Annotated in this window: 18 protein-coding genes and 1 pseudogene; 13 read left to right on the forward strand and 6 right to left on the reverse strand. The window is 73.0% G+C overall.

The genetic code is table 11. From position 1 onward, the window contains the following. Positions 1-77: 77 nt before the first annotated feature. Positions 78-902, reverse strand: coding sequence for an IclR family transcriptional regulator (locus GWK25_RS20135; protein WP_215451936.1), 825 nt, complete (start codon positions 900-902; stop codon positions 78-80). A 49-nt stretch (positions 903-951) separates the two neighbouring features. Here GWK25_RS20135 and GWK25_RS20140 point away from each other — a divergent pair, with 49 nt between their 5' ends. The 3 genes from GWK25_RS20140 (at position 952) to GWK25_RS20150 (ending at position 6,469) form a co-directional block, all read left to right on the forward strand. Continuing rightward, positions 952-2,664, forward strand: coding sequence for an IlvD/Edd family dehydratase (locus GWK25_RS20140; RefSeq protein ID WP_215451937.1), 1,713 nt, complete (start codon positions 952-954; stop codon positions 2,662-2,664). A gap of 120 nt (positions 2,665-2,784) precedes the next feature. Further along, a complete protein-coding gene (locus GWK25_RS20145) occupies positions 2,785-5,478 on the forward strand; it encodes a LuxR C-terminal-related transcriptional regulator (RefSeq protein ID WP_215451938.1) in 2,694 nt (897 codons plus the stop codon). Positions 5,479-5,635: 157 nt separating this feature from the next. Further along, positions 5,636-6,469, forward strand: a complete 834-nt coding sequence (locus GWK25_RS20150) for an SGNH/GDSL hydrolase family protein (protein WP_215451939.1) — start codon at positions 5,636-5,638, stop codon at positions 6,467-6,469. On the opposite strand, the gene GWK25_RS20155 is transcribed toward GWK25_RS20150, so the two are convergent. Continuing rightward, positions 6,466-7,050: a PadR family transcriptional regulator gene (locus GWK25_RS20155; protein ID WP_215451940.1), complete on the reverse strand. Its 585-nt coding sequence runs from the start codon at positions 7,048-7,050 to the stop codon at positions 6,466-6,468. The two genes, GWK25_RS20150 and GWK25_RS20155, sit on opposite strands and share 4 nt — an antisense overlap. 154 nt (positions 7,051-7,204) lie before the next feature. Between GWK25_RS20155 and GWK25_RS20160 the strand changes: the two genes are divergently transcribed. After that, positions 7,205-7,597, forward strand: coding sequence for a nuclear transport factor 2 family protein (locus tag GWK25_RS20160; protein WP_215451941.1), 393 nt, complete (start codon positions 7,205-7,207; stop codon positions 7,595-7,597). Positions 7,598-7,632: 35 nt separating this feature from the next. Further along, positions 7,633-8,220: a hypothetical protein gene (locus GWK25_RS20165; RefSeq protein WP_215451942.1), complete on the forward strand. Its 588-nt coding sequence runs from the start codon at positions 7,633-7,635 to the stop codon at positions 8,218-8,220. A 10-nt stretch (positions 8,221-8,230) separates the two neighbouring features. Here GWK25_RS20165 and GWK25_RS43570 read toward each other — a convergent pair. Beyond that, positions 8,231-8,332, reverse strand: a pseudogene (locus tag GWK25_RS43570) (antibiotic biosynthesis monooxygenase); the annotation flags it as partial. Positions 8,333-8,336: 4 nt separating this feature from the next. Continuing rightward, positions 8,337-8,744 carry a helix-turn-helix domain-containing protein gene (locus GWK25_RS43575; protein WP_251828948.1) on the reverse strand — a complete coding sequence of 136 codons (408 nt, stop codon included), beginning with the start codon at positions 8,742-8,744 and terminating at the stop codon, positions 8,337-8,339. Here GWK25_RS43575 and GWK25_RS20175 point away from each other — a divergent pair. After that, entirely contained in the window at positions 8,743-9,333 is a 591-nt protein-coding gene (locus GWK25_RS20175) for a 3'-5' exonuclease (RefSeq protein WP_215451943.1), read from the forward strand. The two genes, GWK25_RS43575 and GWK25_RS20175, sit on opposite strands and share 2 nt — an antisense overlap. A gap of 154 nt (positions 9,334-9,487) precedes the next feature. On the opposite strand, the gene GWK25_RS20180 is transcribed toward GWK25_RS20175, so the two are convergent. Further along, positions 9,488-9,988: a VOC family protein gene (locus GWK25_RS20180; RefSeq protein WP_215451944.1), complete on the reverse strand. Its 501-nt coding sequence runs from the start codon at positions 9,986-9,988 to the stop codon at positions 9,488-9,490. Positions 9,989-10,497: 509 nt separating this feature from the next. On the opposite strand from GWK25_RS20180, the gene GWK25_RS20185 reads away from it, so the two are divergent. From GWK25_RS20185 to GWK25_RS20195, 3 genes are all read left to right on the forward strand, one after another. After that, positions 10,498-12,198 (forward strand): MFS transporter, encoded by a 1,701-nt coding sequence (locus GWK25_RS20185; RefSeq protein WP_308404488.1) that lies wholly within the window; start codon positions 10,498-10,500, stop codon positions 12,196-12,198. Positions 12,199-12,505: 307 nt separating this feature from the next. Then, on the forward strand, positions 12,506-13,027 hold the full coding sequence (locus tag GWK25_RS20190) for a hypothetical protein (protein ID WP_215451945.1): 522 nt from the start codon (positions 12,506-12,508) through the stop codon (positions 13,025-13,027). 142 nt (positions 13,028-13,169) lie between these two features. Then, positions 13,170-13,367, forward strand: a complete 198-nt coding sequence (locus GWK25_RS20195; protein ID WP_045560456.1) for a hypothetical protein — start codon at positions 13,170-13,172, stop codon at positions 13,365-13,367. 118 nt (positions 13,368-13,485) lie between these two features. Here the strand turns inward: GWK25_RS20195 and GWK25_RS20200 are convergent, their stop codons facing one another. After that, positions 13,486-14,901 (reverse strand): DUF2252 domain-containing protein, encoded by a 1,416-nt coding sequence (locus tag GWK25_RS20200; protein WP_215451946.1) that lies wholly within the window; start codon positions 14,899-14,901, stop codon positions 13,486-13,488. A 220-nt stretch (positions 14,902-15,121) separates the two neighbouring features. Between GWK25_RS20200 and GWK25_RS20205 the strand changes: the two genes are divergently transcribed. From GWK25_RS20205 to GWK25_RS20220, 4 genes are all read left to right on the forward strand, one after another. Next, positions 15,122-15,904, forward strand: a complete 783-nt coding sequence (locus GWK25_RS20205; RefSeq protein ID WP_215451947.1) for an HdeD family acid-resistance protein — start codon at positions 15,122-15,124, stop codon at positions 15,902-15,904. 27 nt (positions 15,905-15,931) lie between these two features. Continuing rightward, on the forward strand, positions 15,932-17,542 hold the full coding sequence (locus tag GWK25_RS20210) for a hypothetical protein (RefSeq protein WP_251828949.1): 1,611 nt from the start codon (positions 15,932-15,934) through the stop codon (positions 17,540-17,542). A 113-nt stretch (positions 17,543-17,655) separates the two neighbouring features. After that, entirely contained in the window at positions 17,656-18,126 is a 471-nt protein-coding gene (locus GWK25_RS20215) for an SHOCT domain-containing protein (RefSeq protein ID WP_184897830.1), read from the forward strand. Between the two features lie 45 nt (positions 18,127-18,171). Beyond that, positions 18,172-18,603: a hypothetical protein gene (locus GWK25_RS20220; protein ID WP_215451948.1), complete on the forward strand. Its 432-nt coding sequence runs from the start codon at positions 18,172-18,174 to the stop codon at positions 18,601-18,603. Positions 18,604-18,885: the final 282 nt, after the last annotated feature.

Genomic DNA, 18,885 nt, shown 5'->3' on the forward strand with positions numbered 1-18,885 from the left:
CGGGGTCTTCAAGGGGTGCCGGGCGTCGGCGGGGTCTCAACGGGGTGCGGGGCGTGGGGTCGCATCGGCGCGGGGCCTCATCGGTGCGGTTCGCCCAGGGGCCCGAGCAGCGCCCGGATCTCGTCGAGCGCGCCGACCAGGGCCGCCAGGGGCGTCCGGTACGTGAGCGCGCTGACGCTCACGGCCCCGGACGGGACGGTCGGCGAGGTCAGGAACACCGGCAGCGCCACGCAGTTGACCCCGGTCTCGGTCTCCTGGTCGTCGACGCCGTGGCCCCGGGCGCGGGTGGCCGCCAGCTCCCGGTGCAGCGCCGCGGCCGTGCACAGCGTCCGGGGCGTTCGACGCTCCAGGGGTGAGCCGCCGACCCACGCGTCCACCTCCGTCGGGGTGCCCAGCCGCTCGGCGAGCAGCAGCTTCCCGACGGCGGTGGTGTGGGCCGGGTTGCGTCCGCCGACCGTCGACGTCAGCCGGACCGCGCCGCCGGGCGGGTCGACCTTGGCCCGGTACACGACCTCCCGGCCGTCGAGCACCGCGTAGTGCGTGGTCTCTCCGAAACGGTGAGCCAGAGCTTCCAGCACCGGGCGGACGCGGACGTGCTCCGGCCGCGCCTCGTGGTGTGCGAAGGCCATGCGCAGGAACTCGTCGCCGAGCCCGTACCGCCCCCGCGCGTCCTGGTCGGCGAGCCCGGCCCGGCGCAGCGCGACCAGCGCCCGGTGCACCGTCGGCTTGGGGCTGCCGACCACCCGGGTCAGTTCCTCCAGACCCACCCCGCCCGGATACCTGGCCAGCTCCTTCAGGACCGCCAGCACCCGGTCCGACCCCACGAGCCGGCCGCCCCCGGCACCCGACGGGCCGTCCTCCGCGGGGTCTGTCGCGCTCCCGTACGCCTGCGTATGCTTCATCGCGTTCCAGACTGTAGACCGCCGTACCGACAGTCGGAAGGGAGTCCGGGTGACGCTCCGCAGCGCGCAGTGGTACGGGGGACAGGACCGCAACGCCTACATCCACCGGGCGTGGATGCGACGCGGCGTGCCGGGCGACGCCTTCACCGGACGGCCGCAGATCGCCATCGCCAACACCGCATCGGACCTCACCCCGTGCAACGCGCACCTGGACGAGGTCGCCGCCTCGGTGCGCAACGGCGTGTACGAGGCGGGCGGCATCCCGCTGGACCTGCCGGTGGTGTCGCTCGGCGAGACGAACGTGCGGCCCACCGCGATGCTGTGGCGGAACATGGCCGCGATGGCCACGGAGGAGATGCTGCGGGCCAACCCCGTCGACGGCGTGGTGCTCCTCGGCGGCTGCGACAAGACCATCCCCTCCCTGCTGATGGCCGCCGCCTCGGTGGATCTGCCCGCGGTGGTGGTCCCCGGCGGACCCATGCTCAACGGCACCTTCCGCGGCGCCCTGCTGGGCTGCGGCACCGGCGTGTGGCAACTCTCGGAGGAGGTGCGTGCGGGCACGCTCTCCCAGGAGCAGTTCGTCCGCTCCGAGTCGGCGATGATCCGCAGCCGGGGCCACTGCAACACGATGGGGACCGCGTCGACGATGGCGCTGGTCGCCGAGGCGCTGGGCACGGTGGTGCCCGGTCTGGCCGGAACCCCCGCCGCCGACAGCCGGCTGCTGGAGGCCGCGCACCACACCGGCCGGCTGGCCGTGGACATGGTGCGCGCCGACCGGCGGCCGGGCACCTTCCTGACCGAGGCGTCCTTCCACAACGCGATCGTCGCGCTGGCGGCGATCGGCGGTTCGACCAACGCCGTCGTCCACCTCCTGGCGATCGCGGGCCGTGCGGGCGTCGACCTGACGCTGGACGACTTCGACCGCGTCGGTTCCCGGGTGCCGGTCCTGGTCGACCTCCAGCCCGCGGGCCGCTTCCTGATGGAGGACCTGCACCGTGCCGGAGGGCTGCTCGCCGTCCTGCGGGAGGTCCGCGATCTGCTCGACCCCGACGCGCTGACCGTCACCGGCCGACCGCTCGTCGACTTCCTCGACGACGCCCCGGTCTGGGACGCAGAGGTCATCCGCTCCCGCGCCGAACCGCTCGTCGCCGAGGGCGGCATCGCCGTCCTGCGCGGCAACCTCGCCCCCGACGGCGCGCTGATCAAACCCGCCGCCGCCTCGTCGCACCTGCTCCGGCACCGGGGCCGGGCCGTCGTCTTCGACTCCATCGAGGACTTCCGCGCCCGTATCGACGACCCGGACCTCGACGTCGACGCCGACTCCGTCCTCGTCCTGCGCGGCTGCGGCCCCAAGGGCTACCCGGGCATGCCCGAGGTCGCCAACATGCCCCTGCCGAAGAAGCTCCTCGAACGAGGCGTCCGTGACATGGTCCGCGTCTGCGACGGCCGGATGAGCGGCACCGCGTACGGCACGGTCGTCCTGCACGTGGCGCCGGAGGCCGCGGCCGGCGGCCCGCTCGCCCTCGTCCGGACCGGTGACGTCGTCGTCCTGGACGTGGCGGCCCGCCGCATCGACGTCGACGTACCCGCGGACGAGCTGGCCGCCCGCACGCCCGACCGGGCCACACGCGACGGGTTCGCCGCACCGCGCCGCGGCTGGGAACGCCTCTACGTCGACCACGTCCTCCAGGCCGACACCGGCGCCGACCTCGACTTCCTCCTCGGCTCCAGCGGCTCCGAGGTGAGCCGCGAGTCCCACTGACACCGGACCACGGCCCCCGCGCGCCCCTCCGCGGCCGTGCGACGGGCGGACACGGGGGAACGCTGGGATGCTGAACGAGGAACGCTGCCCGAGTTCCGACGGCTGCTGGTGGTGAACGCCATGGTGAGGTCCGGGGAGAGGGGGCAGGGGTCGGCATCCCGCGCCGATCCCCAGGGCGACCCGTTCCTGCCGACCCGCTTCGCGGTACCGGCCCGGCCCGCCACGTTCCTGCGGCGCGCACGTCTGGACGACCACCTCGACCAGGCCCTGAGCACACCACTGACCGTGGTCAACGGGGCCGCGGGCGCCGGCAAGACCCTGCTGGTCGCCGACTGGGCGGCCCGGCGGGACCGGCAGGTCGCCTGGTTCACCACCGAGGCCGGCGACCAGGGCCCCGGCATGTTCTGGGCCTACGTCCTGCAGGCGCTCCGCGCGGCCGGGGTGCCCCTGTCGGCCGACATCGGCTGCCCTGCCGACGCCGGCCGCGTGGACCGCACCCTGCTGACCCGGCTCGCCGCAGAGCTGGGCGCCCTGGAGCGGCCCGTCATCGTGGTGCTCGACGAGTACGACCGGGTGACCGACCCGGAGATCGCGGACCAGCTGGAGTTCGTCCTGCACCACGCGGCGTCCGGTCTCCGCCTGATCCTCGTCACCCGCACCGAACCCCTGCTGCCGCTGCACCGCCACCGGACGGCGGGCGACATCACGGAGATCAGGAACGCCGAACTCGCCTTCACGCCCAAGGAGGCGGCCGTCCTGCTGGACCTGCACGGCCTGCGGCTCCCGGTACCCGTCGCGGAGGCGCTCGTGGAGCGCACTCAGGGGTGGGCGGCCGGTCTGCGGCTGTGCGCGCTGGCCGCGAGCGAGAGCCCGGACCCGCAGACGTATCTGAAGCGGTTCGAGGCGGAACGCTCGGCCGTCGCCGACTTCCTGCTCGCGGAAGTGCTCGAACGGCAGACCCCCGAGACCCAGGACCTCCTCCTGCGGGTCAGCGTCCTGGACCGGTTCCGCCCCGAGCTGGCCGACGCGCTCACCGAACGCGCCGACGCCGAGGGCATCCTCGCCGGGCTGCACCGAGGCAACGCGTTCGTCGAGGACCTCGGGCACGCCTGGTACCGCCTGCACCCCCTCTTCGGGGAGATCCTCCGCGCCCATCTGCGGATGCGCCGCCCCGGCCTGGAACCCGTGCTCCACCGCCGGGCCGCCCAGTGGCTGCTCCGCTCGGACATGCTCGCGGAGGCGCTCGGGCACGGCGCCGCCGCGGGCGACTGGGAGTTCACCGCCGGAGCCCTCGTCGGCGACCTCGCCATCGGCCAGCTCTTCACCGGCCTGCGCTCCGACGACCTCACCGACCTGTTCTCCCACATGGACCCCGAGGCCACGAGCCCCGCGGCGGACCTCGTACGGGCGGCTCGTGAGCTCTCCCGGTGCGAGCTCGACCGGGGCCTGACCCATCTGCGGCACGCGGAACGGAGCCTCGCGGGGGAGGAGGACCGGGCACGGGCCAAGGACGAACCGGGCCCGGCGGCGGCCCGCCTGAGCTGCCTGCTGCTGGAGGCGCTGGCCGCCCGCCTGACCGGCTCACCGGGCAGGGCGGAACAGGCCGCCGGGACCGCCGAGCGGCTGCGCGACCAGGTCCCCGCCCACCTCCTGGACCGGCACCCCGAACTCACCGCCCTGCTCCTTGCCCATCTGGGCTCCACACGGCTGTGGGCCGGGCGCTTCGAGGAGGCGCGCGCCGCCCTGTCGCTGGTCGCCGAAGGCTCCGACAGCGTGTCCACCGCGCTCCCGCGCGAGGACTCCCTCGGCCGACTGGCCCTCATCGACTATCTGAACGGCTGGCTCGGCAGGGCGGAACGCAAGGCCATGGCGGCACTGACCGTCTCCGAGCGGTACAGCCTGCCGCAGCCGTCCGGGTCCGGCGTCGCACGGCTCGTCCTCGCGGCCGTGGCCGTCGACCGGAGCGAACTGCGGCTGGCCCGCGCCCATCTCGACGCGGCGGCCGACTCCCCGCCCGCGATGCGGGACCCGGTGTCCGAGGCGGGCCGGGCCCTCGCCAGCGCCCGTCTGCTGCTGGCCCGCGGCGACACCAGGGCCGCCCTGGCGGCGGCCGAACCGGCCGTGGCCGCCGATGTCGCCTCCCCCTGGGCGGAGGGCAACACGGCCCTGGTCGCCTCCGCCGCCCACCTCGCCCGAGGCCGGCCCGAGGCGGCCGCCGAACTGCTGCACGCCGTACCCGGCCACCAGCCGGTGTGCGCGGTGGGCGAGGCCCGTGCCCGCCTGGCCGCGGGCACGCCCCTCGCGGCGATCGAACTGCTGGACGGGCTGCGCCCCGAGAACCCCACCGGCCCGGCGGTGACCGTACGGGCCCTGCTGGTCCGTGCCGAGGCCGCGCACGCCCTGGGCGACCAGGCCGCCGTGCGCCGACTCGTCGCCCAGGCGCTCCAGGAGGCCCGGCGCGAGCGGCTGCGCCGACCCTTCGCCGAGGCCGGCGGCTGGCTCCGGCCGTTGCTCGACACCGCCCCGCTGCGGTCTCTCGCGGCCGGCTGGCTCACCCCCGAGCCCGCCGGACGGTCCACGCCCACGGGGCCGCCCGCACCGGAGGAACGGCCGCCGGTCGTGGAGGAGCTGAGCGGCCGCGAACGCGATGTGCTGCGGGGGCTGGACCGGATGATGTCCACCGAGGAGATCGCCGCCGATCTGTGCCTGTCGGTCAACACCGTCAAGACGCACCTCAAGAGCGTCTTCCGCAAGCTCGCGGTCAACCGCCGCAACGACGCCGTACGCCGTGCCCGCGAGCTGCGTCTCCTCTGAGACCCGCGCCGCCCCTCGGACCGCTCCAGTCCCGCGCCCCCCGCGCGGGTGTGAGCCTGCTGCTATCGTCATAGTCAACGATGCACCTAGGTTCATCGTTGACTATGACGAGGGGCCGTCGCTGGTGTCGACGGCGTCGACGAGAGGCGGTCGGTCCGTGCCGAGCGGTGCGTATCTGCGCTATGTCGCCCTGGGCGACAGTCAGACCGAGGGGCTCGGGGACGGTGACGACGACCGTGGTCCGCGGGGCTGGGCGGACCGGCTCGCCGAGCGGATCGACGGTCACCACCCCGGCCTGAGGTACGCCAACCTCGCGGTCCGCGGACGCAAGGCCGGCGAGGTGCGCGCCGAGCAACTCGCCCCGGCGCTCGCGATGCGGCCCGACCTCGCCACCGTGGTCGCCGGGGTCAACGACGTGCTGCGCCCGCGCGTCGACCTCGACGAGGTGGCGGGCCATCTGGAGGCGATGTTCGCCGCCCTCACCGCCCAGGGCGCCACGGTCGCGACCCTCACCTTCCCCGACGTGGGACGCATCTCCCCGCTGGCCCGCCCGATCGGCCGCCGGGTGCTCGCCCTCAACGACCGCGTTCGGGAGGCCGCCGGCCGTCACGGCGTGGTGGTCGCGGAGACGGCGGTGCACGCCGCGGCCGCCGACCCACGACTGTGGAGCGCCGACCGGCTGCACGCGGGCCCGTTGGGGCACGAGCGCATCGCGGCCGCCATGGCCGAGGCGCTCGACCTGCCGGGCAGCGACGACACCTGGACCCTCCCCCTGCCGGCCGCGGGGGCTCCCGTCGCCGCCTGGCGGGCGGTGGGAGCCGAGGCGCGCTGGATCGCCACCTTCCTCGGCCCCTGGATCGGCCGCCGTCTGCGCGGCCGGTCCTCGGGCGACGGCCGTCAGGCCAAGAGACCCACCCTCACGCCCCTGGCCGCGCCCCCTCACCAGGCGTCAGGCCGGGACTCCCGCCAGAACCTGCCCGACAGGGCCTAGGGTCCTTCCGTGCGGGGACGCGGCGCGGCCGCGCGCTGGTCGAGTCTGCGCAGGGCCATGTCCCCCCACTGCAGGTTCTCCCGCTCCAGGGACATCCCGCGCAGCAGCGTGAGGTACGGGCCGACACGTTCGGCCTCGGTGAAGTAGGCCTCCTCCGAGCGCCCGTCGAGGAGGCGTTGGCGCAGCCTCTCGTAGTGGGCGAGCTTGGTGGTGGCCCACTCCATGCGCTGGGTGATGGCGGCCCGCACCGCCTCGTTGTCGCCGACGTCCACGCACTGCACCTTGACCATCAGCTCGTCCCGGATCACACCCGGCTTCCCGGGCGGCTCGGCGGTGTAGGCGCGCACGGCCTCGCGCCCGGCCCGGGTCAGCGAGAACAGACGCTTGTTGGGGCGGCGTTGCTGTTCGACGACGCGGGCCGTGACCAGCCCTTCGGCCTCCATGCGTTCCAGCTCCCGGTAGAGCTGCTGGGGAGTCGACATCCAGAAGTTGGCGACCGTCGCGTCGAACGCCTTCGCGAGGTCGTATCCGGACGCCTCGCCCTCCAGCAGCGCGGCCATCACCGCGTTCCGCAAAGCCATGAGCACACGCTAGCAGCGCCGTGATCAGCACTGTGATCAGTCAAGAAAGTGACCGTTCCCCGTCTTTCGCCTGTGGACAAGCGTGCCACGCCCCTCTAGTCTCCCCATCACATACTCAACTTCTTGAATATCAATTCGTGTGAAAGGTGGGTTCATGCACGCCTTCCGTAAGGCCGTGGAGAGCGGGGACATGGAGGCCGTCGCCGCACTGCTGGCCGACGACGTCGTCTTCACCAGCCCGGTCGCGTTCAAGCCGTACCCGGGCAAGGCGATCACCGCCGCGATCCTGCGGGGTGTTTCCCGGGTCTTCGAGGACTTCACCTACGTCCGCGAGATCGCCAACCCCGACGGGCGCGACCACGCCTTCGTCTTCACCGCGACCGTCGCCGGCAAGCGGCTCCAGGGCTGCGACTTCCTGCACTTCGACGACGACGGGAAGATCGACGAGTTCACGGTGATGGTCCGCCCGCTCTCCGCCGCCCAGGCCCTGTCCGAGGCGATGGGCGCCCAGTTCGAGCAGATCGCCCGCGAGGCTGCCGAAGGCTGACCTGCGTTGTCAGCGCCCGTTCGTAGGATCTCGGCATGTCCGATGCCTTCACGGTCCTGTGGACCCACGACACGTGCCGTGCCCTGCGCACGGCGGGGCGCGAGGGTGAGTGCCCGCCCGTCGCCTTCAGCGGTGTCCATTCCTCGCTCCCCGCCTGGTCGGGCGCCCGCCCCGACGACGAGGTGTACGCGCTGCACGTGAACCGGGGCGAGGTGCTGGTGGTGAGCCGGATGCGCGTGGTCGACAGGGAGCGGCGGGACTGCTGCGGCGCCGCTCCGGCGACCTGGAGCGACCCGGGGTTCCCCGGACACCACGCGTGGTCGGCGCTCGGCGCGGGCGGCTGCGGGGCCGAGGCCGTGCACGTGGACGCCACACCGGTGCGCTTCGACATCCCGATACCCGGCGACCTCCTCGGACGCCTGACCTGGCGCAACCGCCGAGGACAGACCAGGGGCCCGAAGTACGTGGTGGACGGACGACTGCAGCGCGCGGTCAGCCTCCAGGGGTTCTACCGGCTCACGCCCGAGTCGGCCGACGACCTCGCGGCGGTGCTCGACGCCGCCGCCCGCCCCGGTCCGCCGGTCAGCCCGCCACCGGGTCCCGCGGGGCCTCCGCCCGCGTGAACGCCTCGCGGCCGTCCTGATCCTCGGTTCGCACGGAGGTGAACACAGCCACGTAGTAAGGGGGTTCGTAGGCCTCGACGGGCGCGACAGCGGATTCCGAGTGATCGCTCATGGCGCTACCGTACGGCGCGCATCGGGCCCAGCCCCTCCCTGGCCACCTGGACCGTGCGGAAGCCCCTGCGGTAGGCCGACGGCGAGATGCGCATGATCTTGGTGAAGTGGTGCCGGTAGGTCACGGGCGACTCGAAGCCGACGGCGGCCGAGACCTCCTCCACGGAGGCCTGTGAGGTCTCCAGCAGCGGAAGGCTCGCGCGGACCCGCTGCGAGATCAGCCAGCGGGGATCCGTACCGCCGAACCGGTCGCTCTCGACTCCTGCGCCGGCTCCCGCCGCACCGGCTCCTCCTGATCGACCCGACGGACGGCACGACGTTCGCCACCGGCATGGCGGACCCGCACTGACCCGCCCCTTCGGCCGAGAAATCCAGGTGCCGGACCCGGGGCGCGTCCCTAACCTGCTCCCCATGCCTCACGATCCCGCCCTGCTGAACGTCATCGATGTCGAAGCCACCTGCTGGGACGGGCAACCGCCGCCCGGCTCCGTGCACGAGATCATCGAGATCGGTCTGACCGTCGTGGACGTGTCGGCGCGGAGCCGTGTGTCCCGCCACCGGATCCTGGTCCGCCCCGCCCGGTCGGCCGTCAGTGACTTCTGCACGGAACTGACCGGTCTGACACAGGCCGAGGTGGACCGGGGTGTCTCCTTCGCCGAGGCATGCCGGATCCTCGTCGCAGAGCACCAGGCGGCCGAGCGCCCCTGGGCGAGCTGGGGCGAGTACGACCGGCTGCAGTTCGCCCGGCAGAGCCAGGCCGACGGGGTGGCCTACCCCTTCGGCTATCCGACGGAGCGCACGCACACCAATGCCAAGGCCGTGTTCGCCACGGCGTACGGGCTGCGCAAGAAGCCCGGCATGAGCCACGCCCTGCGGATCGCCGGGCTGCCCCTCGAAGGACGCCATCACCGCGGCGAGGACGACGCGTGGAACATCGCGGCACTCGTCCTCGACCTGGTGGACCGGGGGGCATGGCCGACGCCGGCGGCCACAGTCGTATAGCAGCGGGTCCCGCGGACCGCCGACCGGTCGCCGAGGGAGTGATCCGGGCACTGCCCCCTGCGGGACAGGCTGGACGCGCTGCTGACCGTGAACGGCTGCGTGTCACGGCGCCCTGCCCGCCGACCGGTCTCGCGCCGCCCGGTCCGATGCGCTGTCACGTGACCGCCCCGGCGGCCGCTCCCGTTCTGAGATCGGGGCCCCATCGGTCGATCGCCGAACGGAGGTCCAGCGGGAGCGGTTTCTGGTTGTCGTCCGAGGCCGGCCAGTCGGCGCGTGGGGTGCGCCACAGCACCTCGAACTCGTTGCCGTCCGGGTCCACGCCGTGCAGGGACTTGGCCGTCAGGAAGTCGGTGCTCCCGGTCAGAGCCTGGCGCGCCTCGAGCAGCTCCGCCGTCTCGGCGAGTTCGCCAAGTGTGCCGACCTCCCAGGCGAGATGGTGCAGTCCGACGCGGTCGCGCCGGGGGCCGGGCGCGTCGGGTCCCAGGGCGAAGAGACCGAGGTCGTGGTCGTTGTCGCTGCCCCGGGCCCTGAGGAAGGCGGCCCTCCCGGGTATCTCGTGCTCGACGGAGAAGTCGAAGACCTGGCTGTAGAAGGCGACAGAACATTCGATGTCACGGACGAACAGGACAGCGTGATTGAGCCGACGTACAGGCATCGGGCCCATCCTTTCAGGTGTTGCCGCAGGTCTGATCGATCTTGCCGAGCTGGGGACGTTGTACCGACCGGAATGAGCGAACTGCTGGACGGAACGGATTGCGTCTCGATCCCCGAGGAGCCGCACCGGGTCCTGCTCGGGTGTCATCTCCCCTGTGCCGGCGACGGCGACACGTCGGCTCACCGGAAGGCGCCTCCCTGTGGGTTCCCCGGGGGCATGCGCCTGTCGGGGTGACGCTCCGGGTGACCTCGGGGGCGGCGGGCCGGTGCGGGGGCGGGCCGGTGCGGGGCTCGGGTCGGGTACGGGCGCTGCGACGGACCGTGTCCATGGCCTGGCCCAGGCGTTACCCGCAGCTCCGGCGGATCGTGGGCGTCGGCCGTGCGATGGCTGCTTCGCCCGTGGCGGGTGAGGCGGTGGCACGGCTTCTGAGCTGCGATGGGGACGGTGGGACGGTCGTCGTCCGGGTGGCGGCGGTGGCGTCCCGTGGCTACTCGGCGAGGAGGAACACCGTGAAGCAGTGGCGGGCTCTGATCGTCCTCGGGACGGCGCAGTTCCTGATGGTGCTGGACACGTCCGTCATGAACGTCTCGATCAGTCAGCTGGTCGAGGACTTCGACACCGAGGTCACCGCCATCCAGGCCGTCATCACGCTGTACGCCCTGGTCATGGCCGCCTTCATGCTCATCGGAGGCAGGTTCGGTGACATCCTCGGCCGCCGCCGGCTCTTCTTCCTCGGCCTGGTGGTCTACGGCACCGGCTCGGCCCTGACCGCCGTCGCGCCCACCCTGTGGGTCCTCGCCCTCGGCTGGTCGGTCATCGAGGGCCTGGGCGCCGCGATGGTGCTGCCGGCCATGGCCGCCCTCGTCGCCGAGTCCTACCGGGGCCGGGACCGGGCCGTCGCCTACGGCGTCATCGGCGGGCTGGCCGGGGCCGGGATCGCCGTCGGCCCGCTGCTCGGCGGCTGGGTCACGACGTACCTCACCTGGCGGCTGGTCTTCGCCGGCGAGGTCGTGGTCGTCCTGGCCGTCCTGTGCTTCCGCCGGGCGATCACCGAAGCACCCCGTACCGGGCCCCGGCCCTCGATGGACGGGGTCGGCGCCGCGCTGTCGGCGGCGGGCCTGGGTCTCGGCGTGCTCGGCGTGCTGCAGAGCAGCACCTGGGGGTGGGTGCAGCCCCGCAACCCGCCGTTCACCGTCATGGGCTTCGCCCCGACGCTCTTCGTCGTCGGCGCGGGGGTGCTGGTCCTGGCCGCCTTCGCCCGCTGGGAGCACCGACGCACGGCCCGTGGCACCGAACCCCTGGTCCACCTGCCCCTCCTGCACCGGCCCCCGCTGCGCTCCGGTCTGCTGGCCCTGCTCAGCCAGAACCTGATCCTGCTCGGGCTGTTCTTCACCATCCCGCTCTACCTCCAGGTCGTGCAGGGCTTCGACGCCTTCCAGACCGGACTCCGGCTGCTCCCCGTGTCCGTCACCATGCTCGCCGCCTCCCTGGTGGCCTCCCGGCTGGGCCGGCGGGCCGGACCCCGACGAGTGGTACGGCTGGCGCTGGCGACCCTGACCGTGGCCATCGTGTGGCTGCTGTCCACCATCGACCCCGTCATCGACGACACCCAGTTCGCGCTCGCCATGGCACTGCTCGGCGTCGGCATGGGGCTGCTCGCCTCGCAGCTGGGCAACGTGGTGCAGTCCAGCGCGGCCGAGGAGGAACGCAGCGAGGTCGGCGGCCTGCAGTTCACGGCCCAGAACCTGGGGTCCGCCCTCGGAACCGCGCTCATCGGATCGCTGCTCATCGGCGCCCTGGCCCATGCCTTCACCTCCCAGGTCGAGGACGACCCGGCGCTGTCGCAGGAGGCCAAGCAGCGGACGAGTGTCGCGCTCCAGGCCGGGATCAGCTTCGTCCCCACCGATCAGGTGCGTACGGCCGCCGAGCGTGCCGGGCTGCCACCGTCCGAGGTCGATGCGCTCACCGACTCCTACGCCTCGGCCCAGCTGGACGGCCTGAAGGCGGCGATCCTCGCCACCGGCGGCATCACCCTCGCCGCGTTCCTGGTCACCCCACGCCTGCCGGGCGGGCGGTCGGACGGCCAGGCGCCACCCGGAACCGACCGTCCGACACCGCCGGGCGCCGAACGTCCGACGTCACCGGCCTCCGCCCCTTCGGTATCACCCGGAACCGGCGCCCGGTCAGCCCCGCGCCGCTCGGAACGGTGAGGCGGAGACGAGGGGGAGCAAGAGCTGAGCGCCTGGGGCAGGGGACCAGGGCCGGCACTGGAACCGGGGCCGGGGGAGAGCGACGAGACGGTCGAAACGGCAACAGGGTGTGCAACCGCCACCGGAGACAGTGACCGGGGCGGTCCCGGACCGGCGCCGGGACCGGCGACGACCACCGGATCGGCCGTGGTTCAGGCGGCCGTACGGGAATCCGTCGGTCGAGTCGGCCGTGTCGGTCGCGTCGGTCGTGTCGGTCGTGTCGGCCCGAGCGGTCGGCGCGGCCGGTGGTCGAGAGGAGGCAAAGAGGATGTCCACGAGCAGGCAGGCCGCGACCCGGGACGAGCGCCACGCGGAGCGACGGGCCCGGGCCGACTACACCGGCGGCGTCTACGGATCGATGCTCGCCTCCTCCGTGATCATCGGCGCCGGGACCCTGGGGGACTACCCCCGCCTCGAACTCGTCCTTCTGCTGCTGCTCACCGGCCTGGCGTTCTGGATCGCGCATGTGCACGCCCAACTGTTCGGGGCGCGGCTCGCGCAACGGCACCCGGACCGCCGGATCGTGCTGGAGGTGTGTCGCGACGAGTGGCCGATCGTCAAGGCCGCGGTCCCGCCGGCCGCCGCCGTCGCGGTCAGCCCCCTCCTCGGACTCGATGTGCCGGGCGCTCTCTGGCTGGCGCTCGCGGTGGCCGTGGTCGGACAGGTGGGGTGGTCGGTGGCGGCGGCCCGCCGCGTCCACGCCCCGTGGGGCCTGGTCGCCGTCACGGCTTCGGTGAATTTGCTGCTCGGCCTTCTGATCATCGCGTTCAAGCTCTACCTGACCCATTGACTCCCTGATCCATCGACTCCCTGACCCATTGACTCCTTTACCCACTGACTCGCTGACCCGTCGACTCACCTCCTCGGGGTGAGGCCGGGCCGGTGCCGCAGGACCGACGATCGAAGAGACGACGAATGGGGGTACACCGCTCATGCGCTATGAGATCCGCGTCGACGGAAAGCTGTCGAAGGCGCTGACCGGTGCCTTCCCCGAGCTGGACCATGTGGTGATGTCCGGCCACACCGTTCTGTTCGGTCACGTCGTGGACGAGGCGCATCTGTACGGGCTGCTGGCCCGTTGCCAGTCCCTGGGGCTGCGCGTCCTGGAGATGCGCCAGCTGCCGGAGTGAACCCGGAGGGAACCGGGGAATCCACGGCTGCGGAACCGGGGGCACACCCTCTGCGGAACCGGAGCACCCCCGGCTGCCGGAGCGCCGGGGGTGAGATGAGGGGTGGGCCGGGGGTGCGTCAGAGGCTCTCCGCACGGACCCGGCCCGTGTGCGCGGCCACGCCCAGCGCCTCGAAGTCCCGGTCGTTGCGGTCGGCGTAGGACTGCGCGAACTCGGCGAGCGCCCGGTCGAAGCGGTCGCTGCCGCCCAGGTAGGCGGCGATGGCGACGGGGTCGCCGGAGCGGGCATGGGCCCGCGCCAGGCTGGCGCCGCACACCCGGGCGAAGAGCCGCAGCAGTCCCGGGTCCCAGGTCTCCGGGCGCGCGATGCCCTTCCAGTCGCGCAACTGCCGTACGTAGAAGTCCCGTTCACGCCCGTCGAGGCCGAGGACATGGGTCCAGCCGAGGAAGATGTCGCTGGTCGTCTGCATCAGTCGCTGCCCCGACACCACCCGGCGGCCCTGGTTGTCGAAGCTGTCGCCGCCGAGCTGGGCGGAGAGCACGGACTCCTGCGCCTCCTTGGCCTGGAGCAGCAGCGGGTCGGTGTCGTCACGGCCGAGCAGCAGGACGATCCAGCAGCGCGTGCCGACGCTGCCGACACCCACCACCTTCCGGGCCATGTCGACCACGTGGTAGCGGCGCAACAGATGCCGGCGCTCCGACGACAGGGTCCGTGCGTACTGGTCCAGCACCTTCCCGAGCTCCTTCTCCTGGCCCTCCACGGCCGAGTCCGCCAGCAGGTCCCGGAGCGGGGTGATCAGTGGAGGGTCGGGGGCGATCAGCCGGCCCTCGGCGGTGACCCGGGTCAGCTTCTCGAAGGCCTGGAGGTGGGTGCGCGTACGGGCCTTCGCGGTCGCCTCGGCCGTACGACGTCGGCTCTTCTCGTCCATCGACGACGCCAGCAGCTCCCGCAGCCGGTCGGCGTCGTCCTGGGCGTACCAGATGTCCAGGGTGGGCATTCCGGCGAACTCGCGCATGCGGCGCCGGTACGTCTTCACACACGTCCGTGCCGCACCGTCCTGCTCCTCGGTCGAGAAGCCGTTGGCCCTGCCCGCGATCACGAAGCTGGCCGCCAGCCGTTTCACGTCCCATTCGAACGGGCCGGGCAGGGTCTCGTCGAAGTCGTTGATGTCGAAGACCAGGTGGCGTTCTGGCGAGGCCAGCAGCCGGAAGTTGAGCAGATGGGCGTCACCGCAGAGCTGCACGGTCAGGCCGGTGTTGGGGAGGGGGCCGAGGTCCGACGCCATGACGGCTGCCGCGCCCCGGTAGAAGCGGAACGGGGATTCGAGCATGCGGCCGTAGCGGATGGGTACCAACTCCGGCACCCGGGTGGCCGACTGACGCTCGATCACCTCGATGGGGTCGGTCCGGTCGGCGTCCGCGTCCGACTCGAACCAGCCGTGGCAGGACCGGGAGGCGCGCTTGCGTGCCTCCCGGCCGTGCGCGGCCCTCTCGGCCACGGTCGGTGACGTCGTGGATGCGCCCGTACTGGTCATGACACACACCTCCTGAACCGCCGGCTCGGCGTTCCGTCCACCCTCCTCGGCCGTGCGGTGCCCGGGGATCACCCGCCGGGGGTGATCCGACCGGCGGCGCGGGGGCGGGACGCTGGCCCGGTGAGGTCACCGCACCGCCGTGCGCCGACGGTGCGCCGGCGGCCCGCTCGGCCGCGAGGACGCGACGCGTGGACGCGACGCGAGGACGCGAGGAGGAGCCATGACCGAGTCCCCTGGCCCGGCACCGCGTACCGGGGCGGACGACTACAGGCCTGGTGGGGCCGGGGCCGGCGCCGGCCCTGGTGCGGGGGGCGGTGTGCCCGGTGGTGCGGGCGATGCGCCCGGTCCGGTGGACCGTGGGCCCGGGGAGGCAGGCCGCGTGCCGGGCGGGGACGCCTCCGCGGTGCTGGGCGATCCGGCGGAGGCGCTGGGGAGGATCGGCCGGTCCTGGAAGTGGATCCTCGGCTCGGCGCTGGCCACGCTCGTGCCGGGCGTCATCCTCCTCGTCTGGCCGGACGGGACCCTGCACGTCATCGCGGTTCTGCTCGGGCTCTACCTGCTCGCGATCGGGGTGTTCCGGTTCGTCGACGTCTTCGCCCGGGAAGAGGCGGGCGAGCGGCTGCCGGGGCTCCTCCTCGCGCTGCTGTACGTCCTGGCCGGTGTCCTGTGCCTGCGGAACCCGCTGCAGACCATCACCGCGCTCTCACTGATCGTGGGGATCGTCTGGCTGGCGACCGGCATCCTCACGCTCTACTCCGCCCTCGCCGCCAAGAACCTGCCCCACCGGGGCTTCGTGCTCGCCGTGGCGGCGCTCGGCATCGTCGCGGGGATCGTGGTGCTGGCGCTGCCGACCGAGTCGGCCACGGCACTGACCCGTCTGCTCGGCCTGTGGCTCGTCCTGCTCGGCCTGGCCGAGGCGACGGTCGCCCTCGCCTGGCGGGCCGCTCTCCGCCGGGCAGGCCTCACGGGCTCCCACGCCCACCCGACCACGGGCACCGTCTGAGCCTCCCGCACACCCCGAGGAGAAGCCATGTTCCCGGGCAACGACCCCGTACCACCCAACTCGGACCCGCCGGCCGGCAGAACCGGCCCGAACGACAGCACCGGTCCGACCGGCGACACCGGCCCTGCCGACAGCACCGGCTCAGGTGGCGGGGCCGCCGCCAGGGGCGGGCAGCCCGGTCGGGCCGGTGAGCCCGGGCCGGACGGCCGGTCCGGGCCGGATGACGTACCCACCCCCGGCGTGGCCGGCCCGGGTGGGACCGAGCCGGGCGGAGCGACCGGACCAGGCGGCGAGCCCGACGAGCCCGAACCGGGCGGGGGCGGCTCGGCGGCCGCGGGCGGTGTGCATGTGATCAGTGCCGAGGAACGGGCCGAGTACGAGCGGCTGCGCCGGCACGCCGGTGTGCGGCACCGACGGCTGCGCAAGGCCGGGGCCGCTGTCCTGCTCGTGGTGACCCTGCTGCTCGCGCCGCTCGCCGTCGTCGCGGCGTGGGTGGAGGACACCGTCGCCGACACCGACCGGTACGTCGAGACGGTCGCTCCGCTGGCGTCCGACCCGGCGATCCAGAACGTCGTGATCGAGCGGCTCACCGACGAGGTCGTCAAGAACGTGGACGTCAAGGCGGTGACGGACGCCCTCACCAAGGTGCTCGCCGAGAACGGCGCGCCGCCGCAGGTCGTGGCCGGCGCCGCAGCCCTCGACGGCCCGTTGCGCTCCGTGGTCAGGACCGTCGTGGACCGCAACGTCACCCGCGTCATCACCAGCGAGCTGTTCCAGCAGGTCTGGGAGGGCTCGAACCGGCGGGCGCACGCGGCCGTGGTGCACATGCTCACCGGCGAGCGGGAGGGCGCGCTGCGCGCCACCGGCGACACGATCCAGCTCGACGTGGGCGCCGTCGTCGACCAGGTGCGGGAGCGCCTCGTGGACGCGGGCTTCGACAAGGCCGCCGCCATCCCCGACAGCGACCGGACGATCACCCTGTTCCACACCGACGAACTGGGCAAGGCACAGGACGCCATGCGGCTGCTGAACATCCTCGGCACCTGGCTGCCCGTGATCACGATCGCCCTCGCCGCCCTGGCGGTGTGGACCGCCCCCGGCCACCGGGTGATGCTGCTGATCACGTCCCTCGGCCTCAGCCTGATGATGGGGGTCCTGCTCGTCGCGCTGGCCGTCGTCCGCCGTGTCTACCTGGACGCCGTACCCGCGGCGACCCTGCCACCCGACGCCGCCGAGGCCGTCTTCGACACCTTCCTGCGCTTCCTGCGCGACAGTACGCGCACCCTGCTCGTCCTCTTCCTGGCCACGGCCCTCGCCGCCTATCTGTACGGTCCGGGGCGGCTCGCCCGCAGGGTGCGGGCCCTGTCCCGGCACGGAACGACGGCGGCCGGGCGGTCGCTGCGGAGCGCGGGACTGAGCACCGGGCGCGCCGGGCGTGGCCTGGCGGCCCACCCCCGCTGGACCACCGGTGTGGTCCTCGGGGCGGGCGCGCTGGCCCTGCTGCTCTGGAACCGTCCCACGGTCGGCGCGGTCGTTTTGGTCGCCGTCCTGGTCGTGGCCGTACTGGCGCTGGTGTCGGTGGTCGCCGCCGCCGCGGACCCCGCCCCGGAGGAGGCCGGTCTCACCCGCCCGGGGTGAGGCCGGGCGGCTCCGGTCGTGGGCACGCTGGGATCGGCGCCGACCGTGGCGCCACGGGCGCGCCGAGGACGGCAGGACACCTGCCGGGCGAACGCCCGGGACGGAGGAGAGACATGAGTGGTCCGACGTACCTCGCCTACGACTACCCGCTGCTGAGCGTCTTCTGGTCCATGCTCCTGCTGTTCCTGTGGATCATGTGGTTCGTGCTGCTCTTCCGGGTCGTCGTCGACATCTTCCGCGACGACGACATGAGCGGCTGGGCCAAGGCGGGCTGGCTGGTCTTCACGATCCTGCTGCCGTTCCTGGGCGTGTTCGTCTATGTGATCGCCCGGGGCAAGAACATGGGCCGCCGCGAGGTGGCGCAGGCGCGTGCGCAACAGGCGGCCTTCGACGACTACATCCGGCAGACGGCCAAGGGCGGCGACGGACGGTCCAGCAGCGTCGACGAGCTCGCCAGGCTGTCCGAGATCCGTTCGCGCGGCGACATCACGGACGACGAGTTCCGCCGCGCGAAGGAACTGGTCCTGAGCGGCCACGGAGCCTCGGCGGGCACGGGCGTCGGCCCGACCGCCGCCGGGCGCTGAGGCCGATCCGACACTCACCGCACGACACCGAATCGAGGCAACGGTATGACCACACACACCGGACACATGCACGCGACCAAGCGGTCACGGCCCTTCGCCGAGGGGCTGACGGCCTTCGCCGCCGTCATGCTCATGATCGCGGGCGTTCTCGACATCTGCCGGGGCGTCATGGCCATCGCCGAGGACGAGGTCTTCGTCTCCACGCGCGACTACGTCTTCCAGTTCGATCTCACCGGCTGGGGCTGGGTCCACCTCGCCCTCGGCGCCGTGGCCGTGCTGGTCAGTCTGGGCCTCTTCCAGGAATCCCTGTGGGCCCGTGTGGCAGGCGTGGCCATCGCCGGCCTGATCATCATCGCCAACTTCCTGTCCCTGCCGTACTACCCCGTCTGGTCCATCGTGATGATCGCCTTCTCGGCCTTCATCATCTGGGCCCTGTGCGTGAGCAGGCGGGACGATTCGGGGTCCGCGCTCCGCTGAGCGGCCGGTCCTCGGTGGAGACAGCTCGTGCAGAGCGGCGCGGCCGAACAGTGCCGCGCCGCCGCCGTCGGCGTCACGGAGGTGGCCCGGGCGCCGCGCACCGAGTCCGGTCCGTGGTCGGCCGGGCCCGCGTTCGAACCTGGAACGGGCCGCCCAACGGGCGCTGTTCGCCGCGCGCGTTCTCAACTCGTCGCCCGGCGGCGCCGGTTGGCGTCGTCCGTTCATCTCCTCGGGCAACTCGGGCGTGCCGACGGTCGTCTCTCCGTACGCGGCGGCGCCTCT

Origin of the sequence: Streptomyces sp. ATCC 21386 (assembly GCF_018728545.1) — a bacterium.
Taxonomy (GTDB): domain Bacteria; phylum Actinomycetota; class Actinomycetes; order Streptomycetales; family Streptomycetaceae; genus Streptomyces.